Consider the following 21,115-nt stretch of genomic DNA (forward strand, 5'->3'; position numbering starts at 1 on the left):
CTTCCCGTCCCCACAGGCAGCCGCTCCATGACCTCGTCTTTCGCCTCTTTGAGCCGTATCCTCGGCCTGAGCGCCGCACAGCGCGGGCGCGAGCTTTCGCGCACCTCGCCGCAACACGACGGCGAGCGCTTTCGCAACGTGCGTCCACGCCCGGCAGAGGGACTCGGCAAGACGCTGAAGATCATGTGGAACATGATCTTCCACAAGCCCGGCGGCACCATGCCCGGGGGGACGCTCCCCGTTCAACCGCTCACGCGCGAGCAGCTCGAGGCCGCGCCCGACCGCAGCGTCTACCGCCTCGGCCATTCCACGCTGATCTTCAAGCTGCGCGGCCACTTCTGGCTGACCGACCCGGTGTTCGCGGAGCGCGCCTCGCCGTTTCGGCGTCTCGGGCCGAAGCGCTTTCACGCGCCGCCCATCGCGCTCGACGATCTGCCGCCTTTGCGCGGCGTGATCCTCTCGCACGACCACTACGATCATCTCGACCGCGAAACCGTGCTCGCGCTCGCCGCGACGACGGGCGTTTTCCTCACGCCGCTCGGCGTGGGCGACCGGCTGATCGAATGGGGCATCGACGGCGCGAAGGTGCGCCAGTTCGACTGGTGGCAAGGCGCGATGGTGGAGGGCATCGAGTTCACGGCCACGCCGGCGCAGCACTTCTCGGGACGCAGCCTGTTCGACGGCAACAGCACGCTGTGGGCCTCCTGGGTGATCGCCGACGCCGACCTGCGCGTGTTTTTCAGCGGCGACACGGGCTATTTCGACGGCTTTCGCACGATCGGCGAGCGGCTGGGCCCGTTCGACGCGACCTTCATCGAAACCGGCGCGTACGACCCGCAATGGCCCTACGTCCACATGCAGCCCGAGGAAACGGTGCAGGCGCATGTCGATTTGCGCGGCGAGTGGCTGGTGCCGATTCATAACGGCACGTTCGATCTCGCGATGCATCACTGGCAGGACCCGTTCGAACGCGTGACCGGGCTCGCGCTCGCGCGCGGCGTGGTGCTTTCCACGCCGCGCATGGGCGAGCGGCTCGATCTCGCCGAGCCGCATCGCGGCGAGCGCTGGTGGCGGGAAGTAGCCGAAAGCGCAGAACCCCCGCGCACGGCGCGACGGTGGCTCCCGTGCCGGGATGCTGGGGAGGCGCAGTTGTAACGGTCTACGGTCGGTCTTTGCCAGCAATCGCGGGTGGAGTCCCGTAAGGCGAAAGCGGCGCGTCAGGCCCGGCGAGATGGGCGATAAGTGCGTGCCTCATCGCACTGCCGGCCGCCGATGGGCGCCCGGATTCCCGGTACGTAGGCGCCCTTAGCGCATTCGCATTGCGTGTCGCGGCGGCCGGTTCGGACTCTCTACCGCGGAGAGCCGGCAAGCCTCCCTCGTGGCAGCTCAAATGAGCTACAATTTAAGCTCATTTGATTTACGCTGGAGGCCCGCCATGCAACTCGTTTCCCCGGAGAAGGTTGCTGCGGTCATGGGGCTCAGTCCGGTACCCCATTCGATTGCCGAGCTCGAGGCGCAGGTCGCAGAAGGCCTCCCAAAATCCGCCTTGCGTAACGGCGTCGAACAGATCGCCGTGACTGCGGAGGCAAGGCGCGCACTTCAGGCACGTATCGTTCCCGAGGCAACCTACAAGCGCCGGCGCGACCGGCTGACGCCTGATGAATCTGAGAAGACGGAGCGTCTCGCACGGGTCTACGCGAGCGCGGCCTACGTCTGGGACGATCCGGCGGATGCACGCACCTTCCTTGCCACACCCCACCCCCTGCTGGAGGGGCGCGTGCCCCTCGAGGTTGCCCTGACGGAACTGGGTGCCCGCCGCGTGGAAGAGCTCCTGTGGAAGCTCTTCTACGGGCTGCCGGCCTGATGAGGATTTTCCGCATCGCCGACAGGCGGCATCCGCTATGGAACGGCACCGGCGCCATGCTCATCGGCGGCCGCTTCAACAGCCCGGGCCGTCCTGTAATCTATGGCGCGCTGACGTTCGCGGGCGCCATGCTCGAGGTACTGGTGCACGCACGGATCGGCAAAGTGCCAAAGACACACGTCTGGGTCGAGGCGCAGGTTCCTGATGATCTTCCCGTCGAGAGGCACACGCCGGGCACACTGCCTGTGGGATGGGACGGGCCTTCCCTTGAAATCGCACGTGAGTTCGGCAACCGCTGGCTGGAGGAATGCCGCTCCGCCATCCTGGTCGTGCCATCGGTAGTCGCGCGTGCCGAGTCCAACGCCTTGGTGAATCCCGCTCATCCGGACGCTATGCGGATCGTCGTATCCGAAGCGCAGCGAGTCATCTGGGATGAACGCCTGTTCGTCCTGCCTGCGATAGATGGCCAGGAGAAGTCGGAACATCACTGAAAACGAAGTAGGCATAGGATGCTGATCGCCTCGACAGGCAGACGTCGCTTTGCTGCTTCGTCCTGGGCTCGCGTGTCGGGTGCGCCAGCCGCTCGACGGTTGGCGGCAGCGGCATACGCTGTCTTCAATGACTCCGTTGAACTCACCTACGCGCGCGCCGGCGCGTCCTCTGCCAAGTTCCAGCTTTTTCCGCTCGCAAAAGTCTCCTAAGCTTTGCATTAGGGCCGCTACACCTCATCTCGCCCCATTACCCTTAACGGGATTTCCCCAGGCTGACAGCCCCCGATTTCTGGCATTAAATAAATCAACTTGATTTATTTAGTCGGCCACGCAGTTCGCGAAAGCGCCGACCGGAGGAGACACGTGAGAAGTCCGCATGTCGGTCAGGGCAGCAATTCCGCCAACGTCCGCCGCTTCAACGAACGCCTGCTGCTGCAGGCGCTGCGTCGCGCGGGCGAGGCGTCGAAGGCCGACCTCGCGCGTCTTGCGAACCTCACGAGCACCGCCGTGGGCAGCATCATCACGTCGCTCACCGCCAATGGCCTGATCGAGGTCAGCGGCCGCCGCGACGGCCAGCGCGGCCAGCCCGCGTCGCTCTTGCGCCTTTCGCCGCGCGGCGCGTTCGCCATTGGCGTGCGGCTCGACCGGACCAACATCGAAACCGTGCTGGTCGACTTCGCCGGCCAGATGATCGAGCGCCGCTCGCGCGACATGCTCTTGCCGCAGCCGTCGCAAGCGCAGGAAATCGTGCAGCGCGACATCGCCGAGCTATTAGGCGTCCTTACGAGCGAAGAGCGCAGCCGCCTCGCCGGCATCGGCGTCGCGCAGCCGTACAACCTCGGCAGCTGGCTGCGCGAACTGGGCCTGCCCGCGGATACGTTCCGCGTGTGGAACGACGTCGATTTCGCGGGCGAGCTTGCGCGCGCCACGGCCCTGCCCGTCTTCAGCGAAAACGACGGCAACGCGGCCGCGATCGCCGAGATCTTCTATGGCTGCGGGCGCCAGCGCGACGACTTCCTCTACCTCTTTCTCGGCCCGGCAATTGGCGGCGGCATCGCCATCGACGGCGACTGCGTACGCGGCCTGACCGGCAACGCGGGCGATTTCGCGGTGATGCCCGTGCTGCCGAGTCGCCTGGCCTCCGCGCACCAGCCGAAGGGTCAGTGGGACATCCTGCTCTCGCGCGCCTCGCTCATCGCGCTGCGCCGACACCTGCAATATTGCGGCGAGACGATCGACAGCCGCGCGGACCTCGAATCATGCATTGCGCGCGGCCACCCGGCTGTGCAGGAATGGCTCGACGACTGCATCGACGCGCTCGCGCCCGCGCTGCGCGCGGCGTTCTGCGTGCTCGACGTCCCCACCGTCGTGCTAGACGCCGACGTGGACGCGGGACTCATCGACACGCTCATGCAACGCCTGCGCCTTGCGGTGGCGGCCACCGCGCCCGAGGCGCGCGGCACGCCCGCGCTCGTGCGCGGCACCTTCGGCCCCGACGCGGGCGCGCTCGGCGCGGCCACGCTCCCCATGTTCTTCAACTTTTCGCCGCGCGCGGGCATCCTCATGGGTGCCGGCGCGCAAACTTACGCACAAGCGCAGGAGGAGAGCCATGTCGCCCTCTGAGTCCACGCCCCCGCTGCTGGAAATGCGGGGCATCTCCAAGACCTTTCCCGGTGTACGCGCGCTCGACAACGTCCGTCTCACCGTCTATCCCGGCGAGGTCCACTCGCTCATGGGCGAGAACGGCGCCGGCAAATCCACGTTGATGAAGATTCTCTCGGGCGCCTACCAGGCCGACCCCGGCGGCGAGATTCTCATCGAGGGCAAGCCGGTCGTGATCGACGGTCCGCACGCAGCGCGCGAGCTGGGCATCGCCGTGATCTATCAGGAACTGAGCCTCGCGCCCAATCTCTCGGTGGCCGAGAACGTTCATGCGGGCCGCGAGCTGCGCAAAGGCGGCCGCCGCTTCGGCACGGTCGACCGCCGCGCCATGGAGCGCGGCTGCGAAGACGTGCTCACGCGACTCGGCGCAAGCTTCGGTCCGGCCACGCTGGTCGGCTCGCTCTCCATCGCGGAACGCCAGCTCGTGGAGATCGCACGCGCCGTGCATAGCGACGCCCGCATCATCGTGATGGACGAGCCCACCACGCCGCTCTCCTCGCGCGAAACGGAGCGCCTTTTCAAACTGATCAACCAGCTGCGCGACGAAGGCCTCGCGATCATCTACATCAGCCACCGCATGGCGGAAGTGTATGAACTCTCCGACCGCGTTTCCGTGCTGCGCGACGGGGGCTACGTGGGCACGCTCATGCGCGCGGAACTCAACGCGGAAAGCCTCGTGAGCATGATGGTGGGCCGCGATATTTCGGGCTTCTACAAAAAGGCGCACGCGCCCTACGACCCGGGCAAGGCCGTGCTGACCGTGCGCGACGTGGCCGACGACAAGCGCGTGCGCGGTTGCAGCCTCGATCTGCACGCGGGCGAGGTGCTCGGCATTGCGGGGCTCGTGGGCGCGGGCCGCACCGAACTCGCGCGTCTGATTTTCGGCGCGGAGCCGCGCGTGCGAGGCGAGATCGCCATCGACGGCAAGAAGCTCGACGTGCACACGCCGCGCGACGCGATCAACGCGGGCCTCGTCTATCTGACCGAAGACCGCAAGCATCAGGGCCTCTTTCTCGACATGAGCGTGCGCGACAACATCAACGTGGCCGTGGCAGGGCGCGACGCGCGCATGGGCGTGCTCGACCTCGCGCGCGGCGGCGAGCGCGCGAAGGAAGCCATCCGCTCGCTCTCCATCCGCGTGCCGAACTCGCGCGTGAACGTGGGCGCGCTGTCGGGCGGCAACCAGCAGAAGGTGCTGCTTTCGCGCCTGCTGGAAACGAAGCCGCGCGTGCTGATCCTCGACGAGCCCACGCGCGGCGTCGATATCGGCGCGAAGTCGGAGATCTATCGCATCATCAACGACCTGGCCAAGACCGGCGTGGGCATCATCGTCATTTCGAGCGAGCTGCCCGAGATCATCGGCGTGGCCGACCGCGTGCTCGTCATGCGCGAAGGCATATTCGCCGGCGAACTGGGCGGCTATACAGGCAAGCCGATTTCCCAGGAAGCGATCATCGAACTCGCCACCGGCTCGCAGCACCCGCTCGACGAAGCCGCCTGACCCCTACCGCATACGCTGAATACGTCCCTCAGGAGTACGACATGAAGAGCATCCTTCCCCGGCATGGCGTCGCGGCCTCGCCCGCGCAACCGGCGCGCAGCGTCGCGGTCGACGGCCACCGCCAACGCATGAAATCCCTCGTCCGCACCGCTGGCATGCTCCCTGTGCTGGTGCTGCTGTGCATCGGCTTCGGCCTGCTCAACGACGGCTTCTTCACGCTGGAAAATCTGTCGATCGTCACGCAACAGGCTTCGATCAATATCGTGCTCGCCGCCGGCATGACTTTCGTTATTCTCACGGGCGGCATCGACCTCTCGGTGGGTTCGGTGCTGGCCGCCGCGGCCATGGCCGCGATGCTCGGCTCGAACATCGCGGGCTGGGGCTGGCTCGGCGTGCCCGCGGCGCTCGCGGTGGGGCTCGGCTTTGGCCTCATCAACGGCGCGCTCATCGCGCTCCTGCGACTGCCGCCGTTCATCGTCACGCTCGGCTCGCTCACCGCGGTGCGCGGCGTCGCGCGTCTCATGGGTCACGACACGACGATCTTCAACCCGCAACTGCCGTTCGCGTTCATCGGCAACGGCACGGTGCTCGGCGTGCCCTGGCTCGTCATCATCGCGATCGTGGTGGTGGCCGCCTCGTGGTTCGTACTGCGCCGCACGGTGCTGGGCTTGCGCATCTATTCGGTGGGCGGCAATCCGGAAGCGGCGCGCCTCTCGGGCATCAAGGTGTGGGGCATCGAGATGTTCGTCTATGCCGTTTCGGGTCTGCTCGCCGGTCTCGGCGCCGTGATGTCGGCCGCCCGCCTCTACGCGGCCAACGGCCTGCAGCTGGGCCAGTCGTATGAGCTCGACGCCATCGCCGCGGTCATCCTGGGCGGCACGAGCTTCGTGGGCGGCGTGGGCTCGATCGTCGGCACGCTGATCGGCGCGCTGATCATCGCGGTCCTGACCAATGGCCTCGTGCTGCTCGGCGTCTCGGACATCTGGCAGTACATCATCAAGGGCCTCGTGATCGTCGGCGCCGTGGCGCTCGACCGCTACCGCCAGCGCGGCTCGGCCCGCACGTAATCGACACTACGAACAGAAATAGCGCGGGCGCAGGCGGTCCTCCTGCACCCGCCCGGAAAGCACCCAAACAGGACCTCTCAGGAGACAACCTCATGTTCAAGAAGAAAGCCGTATTCGCCGCCGCCCTCTGCCTCGGTTTCGCGCTGCAAGGTGCGCACGCCGCCGACAAGCAGCTCAAATCGGTCGGCATCACCGTCGGATCGCTCGGCAATCCTTACTTTGTGACGATCGTGCACGGCGCCGAAGCGAAAGCGAAGCAGATCAATCCGAACGCCAAGGTCACGGCCGTTTCCGCCGACTACGACCTCAACAAGCAGTTCACGCAGATCGACAACTTCATTTCCGCGCACGTGGACATGATCCTCCTGAACGCGACCGATCCGAAGGCGATCGAGCCCGCGGTGAAAAAGGCCCAGGCGGCCGGCATCGTGGTGATGGCCGTGGACGTGGCCGCCGCGGGCGCCAACGCCACCGTGCAGACCGACAACGTGAAGGCCGGCGAGATTTCGTGCGAGTACCTCTCGAAGAAACTCAACGGCAAGGGCAACGTGATCATCCAGAACGGGCCGCAGGTCTCGGCCGTGATCGACCGCGTGAACGGCTGCAAGCAGGTGCTCGCCAAGTCGCCCGGCATCAAGATTCTTTCAGATGATCAGGACGGCAAAGGCTCCCGCGAAGGCGGCATGAACGTGATGCAGGGCTACCTCACGCGCTTCCCGAAGCTTGATGGCTTGTTCGCCATCAACGACCCGCAGGCCATTGGCAGCGACCTCGCCGCGAAGCAGCTTCATCGCAGCAACATCGTGATCACCTCGGTGGATGGCGCGCCCGATATCGAAACGGCGCTCAAGTCCGATACGATGGTGCAGGCGTCGGCCAGCCAGGACCCGTGGAAGATGGCGCAAACGGCCGTGCAAGTGGGCTACGAGATCATGAACGGCAAGAAGCCCGCCAATCCGATGATCGAGATGACGCCGCAGCTCGTCACGCGCGACAACGTGAGCAGCTACAAGGGCTGGTCGTCGCCGCACTAATCAGCACTTTTCAGCACCAGGCGCGTGTGTGCAGGACGCCGCTGCCCGCACGCGTCAGCTAACGCTCAGAATCTCACGCGCATTCGATGCGGTTGCGGCCGCCTTTCTTTGCGCGGTAGAGCGCGAAGTCGCTGCGCGCGAGCGCGGCTTCGGCGCTCGGGTCGGCGGCGTTCATGAGCGCGATGCCGATGCTCACGGTGAGCGCGACCGTCTCGCCAGCGACTGCGAGCGGTTGCGCGGCGAAGCGCTCCTGTATGCGCTGCGCAAGGCTTCGCGCGCCGTCGAGTTCGGTGGCAGCGAGCAGGATCGCGAACTCCTCGCCGCCTATGCGCCCCGCAAGGTCGCCCGCGCGCAGCTGCGTGCGCAGGATTTCGGCGAAATGGCGCAGCACCTCGTCGCCGATCGCGTGGCCCCAGCGGTCGTTGATCGACTTGAAGTGGTCGAGATCGCACATCATCACGGCCGCGCCGGCGCCGCCATTGCGCATATGCGCGAGTTGCGCCGCGATACGCGCCATGAAATGGCGGCGGTTCGGCAATTGCGTGAGGCTGTCCGTGCTCGCGAATTCCTGCAGCTCGGCTTCGATCCGCTTGCGATCGGTGACGTCCGTGATGAAGCCGTGCCAGACCGTGGTGCCGTCGGCGAGCCGCTGCGGCCGCGCATCGCCCTGGCGCCAGCGCAAGCCCTGCTGCGGCAGTTGTACGCGAAATTCCAGGTGCCACGGCGTGAGATGCGCCGCCGAGTGCTCGAACGATGCGCGCCACGCGTCGAGATCGTCGCGATGGATCAGCGCGTCGACGCACGCCGTGTCGTGCGCGACCTGCCCGGGCGTGAGCTCGTAGATTTCCGCGATGCCTGCGCTCGCATAGGAAAAGAATGCGCGGCCGCCCGGCGACTGGCGGCGCTGGAACACGAGGCCCGGAACCTCGTTCGTAAGATTGGTGACGAGCGCCGCGCTCTCGCGCAAGCGCTCGGCCATTTCGCGCATCGAGGTGATGTCAGTGGTCGTGCCGATCATGCGCAGCGCACGTCCCTCCTCGTCGTGGCTCATGACCTTGCCGCGGCTGCAGATCCACTTGTAGCGGCCGTCCTTGCAGCGGATGCGATGCTCGACTTCATAAGAGGCGGTGCGGCCGTCGAAGTGCGCCTGCATCGCGGCCTTCACGTACTCGCGGTCCTCGGGATGCAGGCGCTCGATACTGTCTTCGATCCGGTTCGTCAGCTCGTGCTCCGCATAGCCGAGTATCGCCTTCCATCCCGTCGAGTAGTGAATCTCGCCCGTCACCACATTGCGATCCCAGACTCCCGTGCCGCTGCCGGCAATGGCGTACGAGAGCAGGCGCTCATGCTCGCGCAGGGCTTCGAGTTCCGCGCGCAGCGTGAGGGCGTCTTCTGCGTAGCGTCGATGGCCGTTATTCGCGGCGAGCGCCGGCGACATGGCCAGCACTGCGGCCACACGCGCGAAGTCGCCGAGGCGCGCGCGCTCCGTGGCATCGAGCTCGCGCGGCTCGGGGTCGATCAGGCAAAGGCTGCCCACGTGCTCGCCGTGCGCGTTGCGCAACGGCGATGCGGCGACAAAGCGAAACGGCTCGCCCGCGCGTGCAAGCATGCTGCGCCACGCAGGATTCCCAGTCATGGCGGACACCACGAGCGGCTCGCGCGCGCCGCTCGCACCGGCCTCCGGCGCGAGCGCACGCAGGGCCTCGCAAAGCACTTCGTCCACACTCGTGCCCAGCCCTCGCGCGGCCAAGACGTCGCCTGGCACGATGCAAGCCGCCGCCACGCCGAAATGCGACGCCACGAGACGCAACAAGCCTTCGAGCGCGAGGTCCGCTTCCCCGCGCGTGGCGTCGGCAACGATCTCCCCCGCTGCGGCGGCGACCGAAACCGCATGCTGGTGCGTGCTCAACGGATCGCTCCCGTCGGCGGCGGCCTGCCGCCCCGGCGCGCGCGCAAGCGTGGCGTCGTTGGAGGGCGGAACGGCCTCGGGCGTCGACGAAGGAACGGTCATGGCATGCGCTCGAACGGAAAAATCGAGCGCCTAGTATATAGCGTGCGACCTTGCGGTCCGGCGGGGCTCCACAAGCCCAGCGGGCGAGCGGAATATCTCGCCGTTACGCGCCTGGCTGCGCAGGCGGTCGATGGCGCGCAGCGGCTTCAGGCGCGCTGCGTGTATGACCATAGCGTCGCATCTGCGAGGGCGTCAGCTCGAAATCGCACGTCACGTCGTTGCGCGACACGCGCACTCACGTCATCTCCGGCTCGCCGTTTCGCCGCCGGCGGCGAAAGAACTGCCACATCATGGCCGTTGCATTGGGCCCCCGCGCCGAATGGAACGGTTCGCGCGGGTCGCCGCCGCTCCAGGCATGTCCCAGGCCGTGCACGACGCAGACCCTGACGACGAGCCGCCCCGATTTCAGATAGTCGGTGTATTCCACGGCTTCTCGGCCGTAGGTCCGCATCTCGCCGACGCGCAACGCGCCCTGCTCATCGACCAACCGGTTGACGCGCGCAAACTGAATGCCCAGTTGTGCGGCATTGCGTTTCGCAACAACGGCATCGACTTCGCCCTGCACGATGATGGCCGGCATGCCGGGATGCGCGAAAACGTCGATAGCGGCGTCGATCAGGCCCACGGGGTCTTCCCGGCTGCCCCGGCGCATGACGTTCATGGCGCTCATCGTGGACTCTGCCGCGCCGAAAACCGGCCCCGAGTGCAAGCCGACTGCCGCAAAGAGGTTCGGGTGACGTACCGCGAGCGCGGCCGCGAGCCCGGCCCCCGCAGAAATGCCGGCCAGATAGACGCGCTCCCGGTCGAATCCGTGTTCGCGCACAATGGCCTCGACGAGCGACGCGACGGCCGGCCCCTCGGACTCGACGTGCTCGCCGTGCCAGTGCCAGCACCGTTGCGCATGCGCGGTGCTCGCCTGTTCAGGGAGCAACACCGCGAATCCCGAGCGCTCCGCAAGCCGGCAGATCCGCGTGCCCGCGGCGAGCGATTCCGCCGTTTGCTTGCAGCCGTGCAGCATCACCACGAGCGGCATGCCCGCATCCGGCGGCTCCGTCGCGGGCAGGTAGAGCGCGTAAGCGAGATGGTTGACGAGCCGCCCTGCCAGCGGCGGCGCGGAATGATATGAACGCAGCCACCTGCCCGCCGCGCCGGGCGACGGCGAACGCGTTTCACGCGACTTGTCGAGACGCCTGCCCGGCGTCTTGACGGGCCCCGTCTTCGCCGGCCCCGTTTTGCGCGAGCCGGCCTTTTTCTTCGGGCGGGCGCCGCTCGTACGGGTGAGCAGTTCGAAGCCTCTGATCCAAACGCTGGTCTTTTTCCGGGGCATGAGCAATGGCGTCGCTGTGGCGCTGTTGGCGGTTCATCATAGCCCCGCAAATTGCTCGCCGGGTTTTGCGCGTCCCCCGTCCGATATGGCCCTTCCTCGTCTATCAATCTATCGTATGCGATTAATTCTTATGCGCTTGACAAGCGACTCTGCTTTGTCCATTATTCGACGCATGCGATTACATCGCATGCGATCTAAACCATCACTGCAGACTTTTCAAGGAACCCCATCATGACCACGATCGAAAAAGTCATCTTCTCCGGCAACACTCACACCACGATCAACCGCGATCCGGCGGTGGAACGCGGCGAGCACGGTGCCGTCGATATCCGACTGTCGGCCCCCGGCGGCGAGAACCACGAGTTCATCGGAGCCGCACCGCACCCGAGCGCCGAGCAGTTCTTCGCGGGTGCCTGGTCGGCTTGTTATATGGGCGCGCTCGGCATTGCCGCGTCACTCAGGAAGGTCGCGTTGCCGCCCGAGACTTCGGTCAATATTCAGGTCGATATCGGTCAAACGGGGCCGGGCTGGTTCCTCGGTGCGCATTTTGCCGTTCGCCTTCCCGGACTCGCGCAGGACGTCGCCGAAGCCATCGCGCACTCGGCTCATCAAATTTGCCCGTATTCGAAGGCCGTGCGCGGAAACATCGACGTCGCCATGAACGTCGTCACGGCGTGATCCAACCCACGACCCTTTAGCTAATCCACTTCACTTTTGTATGCGAGATCCGATCATGAAGACCAAGCTCATCGTTGTGCTGTTCGCCGTTCTTTCCGCCTCCGTTGCCGCGCCCGCGTTCGCCAGCGGCTATGGCCCGGCGCCCGGCTATCGGCCCTCCATAGGCGCCCCGGAATCACAACGGGGTCAAAGCCTGCAGACGCTCGCCGCCAGCACCTCCGGCAATAACGGCGCTCAAGGGGCTCAAGCGGCTCAAGCGGCCCAGGCGACTGAAGCGGCATACGGTGGCGTCGCTGGCTTGCGCTCGGAGTCGGGCGGACCTTTTATCGGCCAGCGCGACACGCTTTTTGCACATCACTGAGTGCGTCCGGCGGCGTCCTGACCGGCATGCTGGCATCTCGCCGCGGCATGCCGGTCCTACCGGAAAAAGGATCGGCATACCCTCTTAAGTTGAGCGCGATATAATCGCATGCGATAAACCTTCATTGCCATGGCCCGAGGAGGATCCCGATGAAAACAACGGAACGTTCCGCGGAGATGCCGCTCTCCGATTTTCTGTGCTTTGCGGTCTATTCCACCAACCTGGCTTTCGGCAAGGCTTACAAGCCGATGCTAGAAGAGCTTGGGCTCACCTACCCGCAATACATCGCGATCGTCGCGCTCTGGGAGGAAGACGACCAGACCGTGAGCGGCCTCGGTGAAAAGCTGTTCCTCGAATCGAATACGCTCACGCCGATGCTTAAGAAGCTCGAGGCGATGGGTTATCTGGAACGCAGGCGCGATCCGGAAGACGAGCGCCAGGTGCGCGTGAGTCTCACGAAGAGCGGCCGGCGCCTGCGCGAAAAATGTCTAAAAATGGACCTGACCGACGCCACCGCGCTCACGCCCGATGACTTCACGAGGCTCCAGAAACAGATCGTCACGCTGCGCGAGAACCTGATCAAGCACGTGCAAAGCCGCTAGGCGCCGCAAGAGAGCGTTCGTGCTGCACGCTGACCTGCGGCTTGCCGCACGGGTCCAGATCACGCAACAAGCACGCGGGCGGCGATCGGGCCGCCGCCTGCGCTCGCCGTTGTTACAACTCCACGGGAATAGCTACCCGCCTGCAACGGTATACCCGTTGCAGTCCCCATTGAATCGACCGCGTCCCCGCAGGTCGCCGAAACAGGCTATTTCCTAAGGAGTTCGAAATGAATATCCGCCGCCCGCTTTTCGCCTCGCTCGTTGCGCTGGGTTGCCTCGGCGTGCTTCCCCCCGCATTCGCCCAGGGGCTCACCCGCGCCGAGGTCCGCCAGCAGTTGATCGACGCCGAGGCCAACGGCTCGCAATTCGTCACCGATAGTTCTTATCCCGACGTGAGCCCCGTCTTCGCGCAGCAGGCCGCCCACGCGAAGGCGCAGCAGCAGCCCGACGCCATGGGCGCGCCCATGCAGGGCAAGAGCGATTCCGGCGCGCCGCACACGGCGTGCGTGGGGCCGGTCAGCTTCTGCAATCTGTATTCGGGGAGCTGAAGCGAGCGCCGCCTTCCCCGCCACAAGCCGGCTGCCCCGCAAGTCGCCAGCGGGGCGACTTGCGCGCTTTTCCTGCGCCGCTTGCTTCCGTCCTGGCACGCCGCGAAGCCGGCGGCGCGCCGCCTTCCATGCGCCGCGCATCACCTGTCGCTCCAGGTTTGCTTCTTGCGTGTGCTACAGGACAAACCCTTCCCCCCAATTGTCTTGTAGCGTGTCTACACTATGTATGTCGGCATGCGATTGCTAACGACATTCGCCTGCCGCCCGCCAGCACGATGAACACTGGGAGGTGTGCTGTGCTCCGCCTGATCTTCGCCCGCACTTCGCGCCCTGCGGCCGCGCTCGCGCTCGCGCTTGCCAGCGCTTTCTGTCACGAGGCGAACGCCGCAACGCCTCCCACGGCTTCGGCCAAACCCTCGGCAGCCGGCGTGCCTGCGGATAAGGGCGCCGGAAAGTCGGCCGTCAGCAGCGCTGCGCAAAAGCTCGCCGCCGAGAAGCCTGCGGCTACCGCCATGGCCACACCGGACTTCTTCTCGCTCGCCGAACGCTACGGGCCCGCCGTCGTGCACGTGATCGCGCGCAGCACCGAAGACCAGACCGCGCCGCCCGAGCAGGCGGCCATCGACGACGCCGATCCTTTCTCCGCGTTCTTCCGGCGCCCCACGCAGCCCACGTCCGACCCCGGCGCCGCAGCGCCGCGCGTGATGACGGGCGTAGGCTCCGGCTTCATCGTGAGCCCCGACGGCGTCGTGCTCACGACGGCGCATGTCGTCGACGGCGCCGAGCAAGTCACCGTGCGGCTCACCGACAAGCGCGAGTTCAAGGCGGAGGTGGTCGCCGTCGATCCGCTGAGCGACGTCGCGGTGCTGCAGATCGACGGCCACGATCTGCCGTTCGTGAAGCTCGCCGACTCGGCGAAGGTCCACGCCGGCGAGCCGGTGCTATCGATCGGGTCGCCGGACAGTTACCAGAACACCGTGACGACGGGCATTGTGAGCGCGGCCTCGCGCACGCTGCCCGACGGCAAGGCGTTCCCCTTCCTTCAGACCGACGTGGCGTTCAACCCCGACAATTCCGGCGGCCCGATTTTCAATCGCGCGGGCGAGGTGATCGGCATCGACGTGCAGATCTACGCGGACGTCGGCCGCTATGGAGGCTTGACCTTCGCGATCCCGATCGACGCAGCCAATCGCTTCCGGGCCCAGTTGCAGGCGCGCAAGGCTGAACCCGCGACGAATGCCGATGCGGCGAAGCCCGGAAGCGCCGGCGGCCCTGCCAGGATCCGCACGTTCGGCATGCAGGTGGAAGACGTGAGCCCCGGGCTCGCAGCGGCCCTTGGCTTGCCGCATGCGGGCGGCGCGCTCGTCGACGCTGTCGATCCTGCCTCGCCCATGGGCCGGGCGGGCATCCGGACCGGCGACGTGATCATGCAAGTTGGCAACAAACGGGTCGACCGGGCCGCGACGCTCGCCGCCGCGCTCGCCGCCGTGCCGCCCGCCACGCCAGCCGCGCTCAAGGTGATCCGCAACCGGAAGCCGGCCGTGGCCGGCTTCTCGAACACGGCATTCGACGCCAAGGCGGCGGATGCCGCGCAGGGCACGACAGCCGAGCAAACCGCACCCGTGACGCAGGCGGCGCAGGCACAGACGGCAGAAAATACCGACGATCCCGCCGCACCTGCCGCTGCGGATACGGTAACCAAGTCGTCGCCGGCTGGCGCGCACCACGTCAAAACAGTCATGACGGACTCGGGCGCCCAGCTCGCCCAACCAGCCGCCGCGCCGGCGCCGCGCGTTGCCGCCGACCGGCTTGGCCTCGTCGCGCACGCGCTGAGCGAAGAGGAAAAGCGCTCGACCGGGCTGCCGCTGGGCCTCATGGTGGATGCCTCGACCGGGCCCGCCGCGAAGGCGGGCGTGCGGCCCGGCGACGTCGTCGTGTCGTTCGACGACACCATGGTCGAAACGCAGGAAGAAGCCGCCGCGCTCGAAGCGAAGGCGACGAAAAGCATGTCGCTGCTGATCCAGCGAAACAATGCACGCAGCTTCGTTGCGGTGAAGCTCAGGTGACAAACCGATGACAAGGGCGCGGCGGCATCGAAGCCGCGCCCGCCGGCCGCGCGCTCAGCGCGGCGTCAATTGCGCATAGACGTCGTGCGCGAGCTGCAGCAGCGCGTGGCGGTCGATGCCGCCCGAAAGCGCGTAGCCGAAGTCGCCATCCACCCAGTAGAACACGTTCACCGGACCATCCTGATAGAGCTTGAACGCGGTGGTGTTGGCGCTCGTCCTGCGATGGGAGATGCACAGCGTCACGCGCTCCCCACGGGCGTTGTGATACATGAACTGTGCGACCTCGCCGCCGTCGTCGCCCGCCAGCAAACGGCCGCCCGAAAGCGCAAAGCCGCTTTTGGAGAGCATGGGCGCATGGACGTTGGTGCCGAGCCGGTTGGCTAGCCACTTCACGAAGTCCTGCTCCTGGCTGTCGTCCATCGTGTCCGGGCGCACCACGGTCGGCATGTAGACGACATGCGCAAGCGCCGCTTGCTGCGCGAAACGCATGGTGTTGTCCGCGCTCACCGCGCGCAGATCGCCGCCGTCCGCCGTTGCCGCCGCACCGCCGGAGACGCTCGTTCCGCTCATACCGAAGTGCATGCCCCAGCCGATTCCCACGCCCAGCACTAGCGCTGCCGCAAGGCCCGCGAAGCGCGGCCAGTTTGCCGCCGGACCCGTCTTTCGCACCGCCGGCGCCGCAACGCGCAAGCGCGCGGGCAGCGGCTCGTTGAGCACGCGGTCGTAGCGGTCGTGCAGCAGGTTGTTGAGCGCGAAGAAGTCGCTCGCGCGCGCGGCCAGCTCGGGGTTGCGCTCGAGTTCGCGCTCGACGTCGGCGCGGCGCGCCTCGGAAATCGTGCCGTCCACGTAGGCGTGAATTTCGTCTTGGGTGACGGAATCGGTTTGCTCGCTCATCGCACCACCTTCAGATTCGTACGCGGGACGGAACCGGCCATGAGCGCGCGAAGGCGCTCACGTCCCCTCGACAGGCGCGACATGACCGTGCCGATCGGTATGTCCAGCGCCAATGCGACATCGGCATAACTCATTTCCTCCAGGCCAACCAGGAGCACGACCTCGCGCTGCTCCACGGGCAGGCGTTGCAGCGCGTAGTCCAGATCGCGCACTTCGAGTGCGCTGGTTTGCATGGCGGGCACGGCGTAGTCGGTTTCGGGCACGCTTTCGTCGTCCACGGAAACGTGCGCGCCGCGCGCCGCCGACTTGCGCACCTGGTTCACGAAGATGTTGTGCATGATCGTGAACAGCCACGCGCGCAGGTCGGTGCCGGAACGAAACAGTTCCGTACGGGCGATCGCGCGCTCCAGCGTGTCCTGCACGAGGTCGTCGGCCAGCTCGCGGTTGTTGATCAGCGCGCGCGCGTAGCGGCGCAGGCGCGGCACGTGCTCTATCAGCTCGTCACGGATGTCCATGTTCCATCCTGGATTGCTGCAAGGTCATTGCGCGGGGTGCGTCGTCGCGCGTGTCGTCCGTTGCCGTCATGTTCCGTCGCCTGGCCATTGCCCTAATGCGGCGGCGCCAGCGTCGCGAGGTCTGCCGCGCGCATCAGGCCGCGCGTTCGCGCGTCGCCCGCGAGCACCCAGCGCGTGCCGCGCGCTCTCCACATCAAAAGACGCAGCGGCCCCGCGCGATGCGCGCTCCACTGCGGCGCGTCGGACGCGAGCCAGGCGCGGCCCGCCAGCAGCACCACGCGCTGGCCGTCGCTGCTCTCGTAGAGGTAACGCTGCGCGCTCGAGAACGGCCCGACCCTCACCTCGCCGCCGCCCAGAAAGCGCATGCCTGCCGGGCGGAAATCGAACGGCGGGCGCGCCGCGCCTTCCGGCAAGGCCTCAGGCCGCGCGTTTTCGGCCTCCATGAGCGCCATGACCGCGGCGTTGTTCAACATCTGCTGCGACGGCTCCGACACCGCGACCCATGCCAGCGCCACGCCTGCGAGCGCAAGCGCGGCGGCGAAAGCGATAGCGTAGCGCAACACCCGCGCGCGCCGTGCCGGCGCGGTGCGCGGCTGCGCTGCCCGCGCCGCCTGGTCCGCGTGCTCTGGAAACGCGTCGCGGATCTGTGCGTTCAGGCGGCGGTAGAACAGGATGCGGTGCCACTCGCCCGGCCGCCCCGCAAGATAGCGCCGCACGTGCGCCGCCCGCGCGCCGGCGAGCGTACCGTCGCTATAGGCCTGGATATCGGCTTCGGAGACCGGCGGCTGGTGGAGCGGCCCGCGGAACTTCATGATGAGCGTGCAGCGATGCTGAAGGGATGGCGATGCGGGGCTAACGCGCGGCGGCCCGGGATTATTCCGCCGCGCGTCTCGATATTTTTCATTGCGCCACGCCAACGTTCGAATACTTTCCTTACACGTGCATGCCAGCACCCTCCACTGGGCGCCCTCCCTCGGCCAGTGTTCATCGCAGAGCCGTGTGCACCGAGGGTCGATGTGTGAACGAACAATAAAGATCGACACAGGACAATACGGTTCGACACAAAACAATAGTGTTTGACACAAGCTCCATTTCCCATCGCCAGGGATTAACCGGCGATGGGCCGACCGGTCGCCGCATATCACGAAGAATCGACAGTTGTGACGGCTTACATCAAGTGGGACGCTCCCGCTGCGTGGCGAGGTCAGGCTATGGGGGCCGGACATATAAACGTCGGAAGTGAGACGGATCGAGAATCATCAAGCGCTACGGTCGGTGCTTCCCTGAAAATGCGTGGGCGGTAACCCCTTCATTCAGTCAGCGCGCCTCCCAATTACCACGCAATTCCATCTCTAAAAATAGGATAAATCCGATTTGTCATTTTTTACAAAAATCGTTGATTAATTCCGACATCTCCTTTCAATTTGATTGACGTTTTTCTGTTGCAACCCCTAAATTCCGGTGCCTATAGCTGCGAAAGCAACGATCTCACCTCGTGCCTTTCAACCGGAATGGGTTGTGTGAATGAATGCAGTGACCAAAAGCTTCACCGACGCGCTGCGTCACCCGAGCGCGCGACTGAGCCAGCGTCTGCGGGTCTGGGTCGGGATTCTCGAACACGACTTTGACGTGGTCAAGTTCCGGGTACGCGGAGGATTCTGCAAGGACTATACGGCGGATGTGACGGTGACTTCGTCGCAACTGGATCTCGACGGCAAGCAGTACGTCGGACGACGCGCCGGGCTGCAGGTCGACGAGCGCGTGGCCGTGCCCTCGGTCAGCTATATCGAGCCCGTCGATCATGAAGCCGCCACCTTCAACGGCGTGATCACGCGCATCGAGCGCATCGGCGTAAGCCGTGACGAAGCCACCTACCGGCTGCGCATCGAGCCGCGCTTCGCCGCTCTCTGCAAGCGGATCATCAAGTCCGATACCTTCAAGGACGTGACGCTGCAGGAGATGATCAGGCAGGCGCTGGTTGACCGCAAAAACTTCGACGCCGTCGACGTGGAATTCCAGATCGAAGGGCTGCTGGAGAAGATGGAACAGGTGGTGATGTATGAGGAATCCTTGTGGAATTTCATCACCCGGCACTGCCGCCGCAAGGGCGTTTTCTGGTTTTACAAGCAGGGGCGCGGCAAGAATGGCCAGCTCGATACGATTGTCTTTGCCAACAATTCGCGCGCCTATATCCGTTCGGTCGAGGTTCCGCTGATCCCGGATTCGGGCCTCTCGGCCGGTTGCCATGAGGCGGTGCTGTCACTCAATGACGCGCGTACCCTCGTGCCCGCGACGATTGAGCTGTATGAGCGCAACTACCGCACGCCAGACGACCCGTTACGGGCGACGGTAAATGTCTCCAGTGAAGCCGGCGACCGCTCGGTATTCGGGCAGGTCAGCCGCAGCGCGGAGTTCCACCTGACGCAGCAGCAGGGCGAAGCACTCACACAGATGCGGCGCGACGAACAGATCGCGCGGCAGGTGACGCTCTCGGGCACGACGAACGCGATGGGCATTGCGCCGGGCGTCGTGGTGAAAACGACCAATGTGAAGGTGCCGCGCGCCGAGTACGGGTTCGTGATCACGTCGATGGTCATGAAAGGCAGTCGCACGAAACCGGCACACGCCCGCTTCAAGGCGATGCCTGCGCATCTGACGTACCGTCCGAAATTTGACTTCGAGCGGGACTGGCGTTTTCTGAAAGGCCCCATCGTAGGCGTTGTGACAACCTTCGATTCGACGCCTTACGGGTGTATGGATGAGTACGGTCGTTATCCCGTTTTGCCAAAGTTCCTGCAGGGCGCGGGCAACACCGACCGGCAACTGCTGAAGCTGCGCCTGGTGCGTGTGTCGTCATCGGATCAGGGCGGTTTGCACGCGCCGCTGCTGCCGGACACCGAGGTGCTGCTGGAGGCGGCGCATGCGGACGTGGATCGTATGCACATCAGCGGCGCCCTGCACGACCATGCCCACCGCGATCCGGTTCGGGGCACCGATGCGTTGTATAGCTATTCCATCTGGCGCTCGCCATTGCTCGGTGCCGAGGTCGTTTTCAACGACTTGCAGGGCAAGGAAAGCGCGCGGCTGGCGACGGTGTACAGCCAGACGGCCTTCAACCAGGGCTATCTGCTCAACGGTAAAAAGCTCGCTCGTGGTGAGGGATTTGAAGCGACCACGAAATCGTGGGGGACGCTTCGCGCAGCGAAGGGATTGTTCTTCACGGCGGATGCAGCAGCCGGGCCGGATACCCCGCACCTCGAGATGCCGGCCGCCGTCGCACAGCTCAAGGCGGCGCTGCAACGCGTGACGGACCTCGCGGCGGCGACCACGCAGGCCGGTGCCGATCCTGCCGACCGCGCCACGCAGTCGGCGCTGCTCGACGGGCTGAACCAGCTTCGTGACGCGGGGCTGCTCGCGAGCGCCCCGGGCGGTATGGCGTTCGTGACGCCGAAATCGCTCCAGCACTCGGCCGGCGAGAGCGTGATCGTGACCGCGGGCAAGGACCTGGACGTGAGTATTGCGAAGCGCCTGCGTATGGCGGTGGGTGACATGATCTCGCTGTGCGCGCACAAGCTCGGTATCAATCTCACCGCCGCGAAGGGCAAGTTCACGGCCTCAGCGCTGACGGACGGGATGGACCTGTTCGCGCAAAAGCAGCTGCGCGTTGCGAGCGAGAGCGCCGACGTCCAGGTGGCGGCGAAGTCGAAAATCACGCTCAACAGCGGCGGGGGCTCGCTCGTGATCGAGAACGGCAACGTGACCTTCCACTGCCCCGGTGCGTTCACCATCAAGGCTGGCTCGTTCACGTTCGTTGGCCCCGACAACGTGCCGGCCCAACTGCCCATCCTGCCAAAGAGCGACCTGAAGCTCGACGATCGTCCTCCCCATACGAACTGACACGCCATGATCATCAGCCCTCCCTATCTGCCCGAATCGGGCCTCATGTCTGACGACAAATCGAAGCCGGACCCCGTGATGGACGCCGTCGACAAGTTCGAACTCGCGCACGGTATCTATCCGATTGCGGCCGACCGGAGGTGGCATTGCGGCGTACATCTTGCGCCGGTCATGCACGGCGCAGTGCGTGCGATTGCCGATGGCGAGGTGATGGCGTACCGAGTCTGCCAGCACGCGATCGATTCCGGGAATGGAAACGCGGGCTTCGTTCTGCTTAAGCATTCCACCGAAACGGGCGACGGTCGCACGTTGACGTTCTATTCGCTGTATATGCACCTGATGTCGCTCACCGAATGCCATAAGCTCGGAATCGATGGACAGGGCCTTGCTGACTTTCTGCTGACACCGTCTGGTCCCGATGCCAAAGGACAGGTGACGCCTGCGGTAAAGGGAAGCGGCCAGAAGGTCCGATGTCATGGCCAGATACAGATGTCCGGTCTCCGGCTCAATAGAAATGTCCGGTTTTTTGCGAGATTTGCTTCCGTCTTTCCCGGGTTTAATCTCCATTCCGTGTTGAAGGATAGCGTCTGGAGCAGC

Annotated in this window: 17 protein-coding genes and 2 pseudogenes; 14 read left to right on the forward strand and 5 right to left on the reverse strand. The window is 65.6% G+C overall.

What is annotated here, in order from left to right; genetic code table 11:
- Positions 1-27 precede the first annotated feature (27 nt).
- The 7 genes and pseudogenes from VSR34_RS32590 (at position 28) to VSR34_RS32620 (ending at position 7,619) form a co-directional block, all read left to right on the forward strand.
- Entirely contained in the window at positions 28-1,155 is a 1,128-nt protein-coding gene (locus VSR34_RS32590) for an MBL fold metallo-hydrolase (RefSeq protein ID WP_028212753.1), read from the forward strand.
- Positions 1,156-1,435: 280 nt separating this feature from the next.
- On the forward strand, positions 1,436-1,864 hold the full coding sequence (locus VSR34_RS32595) for an antitoxin Xre/MbcA/ParS toxin-binding domain-containing protein (protein WP_028212754.1): 429 nt from the start codon (positions 1,436-1,438) through the stop codon (positions 1,862-1,864).
- Positions 1,864-2,355, forward strand: coding sequence for an RES family NAD+ phosphorylase (locus VSR34_RS32600; protein ID WP_028212755.1), 492 nt, complete (start codon positions 1,864-1,866; stop codon positions 2,353-2,355). The genes VSR34_RS32595 and VSR34_RS32600 overlap by 1 nt, the downstream gene beginning before the upstream one ends.
- A gap of 363 nt (positions 2,356-2,718) precedes the next feature.
- On the forward strand, positions 2,719-3,978 hold the full coding sequence (locus tag VSR34_RS32605; RefSeq protein WP_028212756.1) for an ROK family transcriptional regulator: 1,260 nt from the start codon (positions 2,719-2,721) through the stop codon (positions 3,976-3,978).
- The gene (locus VSR34_RS32610) at positions 3,965-5,518 is read left to right on the forward strand and encodes a sugar ABC transporter ATP-binding protein (protein ID WP_028212757.1); all 1,554 of its coding nucleotides are present in this window, start codon (positions 3,965-3,967) and stop codon (positions 5,516-5,518) included. Before VSR34_RS32605 ends, VSR34_RS32610 begins: the two co-directional genes overlap by 14 nt.
- Before the next feature lie 116 nt (positions 5,519-5,634).
- A pseudogene (locus tag VSR34_RS32615) lies at positions 5,635-6,585 on the forward strand (ribose ABC transporter permease); the annotation flags it as partial.
- Positions 6,586-6,677: 92 nt separating this feature from the next.
- Entirely contained in the window at positions 6,678-7,619 is a 942-nt protein-coding gene (locus VSR34_RS32620) for an ABC transporter substrate-binding protein (protein WP_028212759.1), read from the forward strand.
- Positions 7,620-7,692: 73 nt separating this feature from the next.
- Here the strand turns inward: VSR34_RS32620 and VSR34_RS32625 are convergent, their stop codons facing one another.
- Both VSR34_RS32625 and VSR34_RS32630 read right to left on the reverse strand, forming a co-directional pair.
- Positions 7,693-9,630, reverse strand: a complete 1,938-nt coding sequence (locus tag VSR34_RS32625) for a diguanylate cyclase (protein WP_342964550.1) — start codon at positions 9,628-9,630, stop codon at positions 7,693-7,695.
- Positions 9,631-9,865: 235 nt separating this feature from the next.
- Entirely contained in the window at positions 9,866-10,957 is a 1,092-nt protein-coding gene (locus tag VSR34_RS32630) for a PHB depolymerase family esterase (RefSeq protein WP_028212760.1), read from the reverse strand.
- A gap of 231 nt (positions 10,958-11,188) precedes the next feature.
- On the opposite strand from VSR34_RS32630, the gene VSR34_RS32635 reads away from it, so the two are divergent.
- The 5 genes from VSR34_RS32635 (at position 11,189) to VSR34_RS32655 (ending at position 15,212) form a co-directional block, all read left to right on the forward strand.
- Positions 11,189-11,635, forward strand: a complete 447-nt coding sequence (locus VSR34_RS32635) for an Ohr family peroxiredoxin (protein ID WP_342964551.1) — start codon at positions 11,189-11,191, stop codon at positions 11,633-11,635.
- 55 nt (positions 11,636-11,690) lie between these two features.
- Positions 11,691-11,996, forward strand: coding sequence for a hypothetical protein (locus tag VSR34_RS32640; protein ID WP_342964552.1), 306 nt, complete (start codon positions 11,691-11,693; stop codon positions 11,994-11,996).
- Between the two features lie 149 nt (positions 11,997-12,145).
- The gene (locus VSR34_RS32645) at positions 12,146-12,598 is read left to right on the forward strand and encodes a MarR family transcriptional regulator (RefSeq protein ID WP_028212763.1); all 453 of its coding nucleotides are present in this window, start codon (positions 12,146-12,148) and stop codon (positions 12,596-12,598) included.
- 227 nt (positions 12,599-12,825) lie between these two features.
- On the forward strand, positions 12,826-13,146 hold the full coding sequence (locus VSR34_RS32650; RefSeq protein ID WP_028212764.1) for a DUF4148 domain-containing protein: 321 nt from the start codon (positions 12,826-12,828) through the stop codon (positions 13,144-13,146).
- Positions 13,147-13,442: 296 nt separating this feature from the next.
- Positions 13,443-15,212: a trypsin-like peptidase domain-containing protein gene (locus tag VSR34_RS32655; protein ID WP_051390961.1), complete on the forward strand. Its 1,770-nt coding sequence runs from the start codon at positions 13,443-13,445 to the stop codon at positions 15,210-15,212.
- Between the two features lie 54 nt (positions 15,213-15,266).
- On the opposite strand, the gene VSR34_RS32660 is transcribed toward VSR34_RS32655, so the two are convergent.
- From VSR34_RS32660 to VSR34_RS32670, 3 genes are all read right to left on the reverse strand, one after another.
- Positions 15,267-16,106: an anti-sigma factor gene (locus VSR34_RS32660; protein WP_342964553.1), complete on the reverse strand. Its 840-nt coding sequence runs from the start codon at positions 16,104-16,106 to the stop codon at positions 15,267-15,269.
- Positions 16,103-16,621, reverse strand: coding sequence for a sigma-70 family RNA polymerase sigma factor (locus VSR34_RS32665; protein WP_028212766.1), 519 nt, complete (start codon positions 16,619-16,621; stop codon positions 16,103-16,105). The genes VSR34_RS32660 and VSR34_RS32665 overlap by 4 nt, the downstream gene beginning before the upstream one ends.
- Positions 16,622-16,713: 92 nt before the next feature.
- On the reverse strand, positions 16,714-17,433 hold the full coding sequence (locus VSR34_RS32670; RefSeq protein ID WP_342964554.1) for a hypothetical protein: 720 nt from the start codon (positions 17,431-17,433) through the stop codon (positions 16,714-16,716).
- Positions 17,434-18,145: 712 nt separating this feature from the next.
- Between VSR34_RS32670 and VSR34_RS32675 the strand changes: the two genes are divergently transcribed.
- Positions 18,146-20,518 (forward strand): type VI secretion system tip protein VgrG, encoded by a 2,373-nt coding sequence (locus tag VSR34_RS32675; RefSeq protein ID WP_342964555.1) that lies wholly within the window; start codon positions 18,146-18,148, stop codon positions 20,516-20,518.
- A 6-nt stretch (positions 20,519-20,524) separates the two neighbouring features.
- Positions 20,525-21,115: pseudogene (locus VSR34_RS32680) on the forward strand (hypothetical protein); the annotation flags it as partial.

Origin of the sequence: Paraburkholderia sp. JHI2823, from assembly GCF_038900695.1 — a bacterium.
Lineage (GTDB): Bacteria > Pseudomonadota > Gammaproteobacteria > Burkholderiales > Burkholderiaceae > Paraburkholderia > Paraburkholderia mimosarum.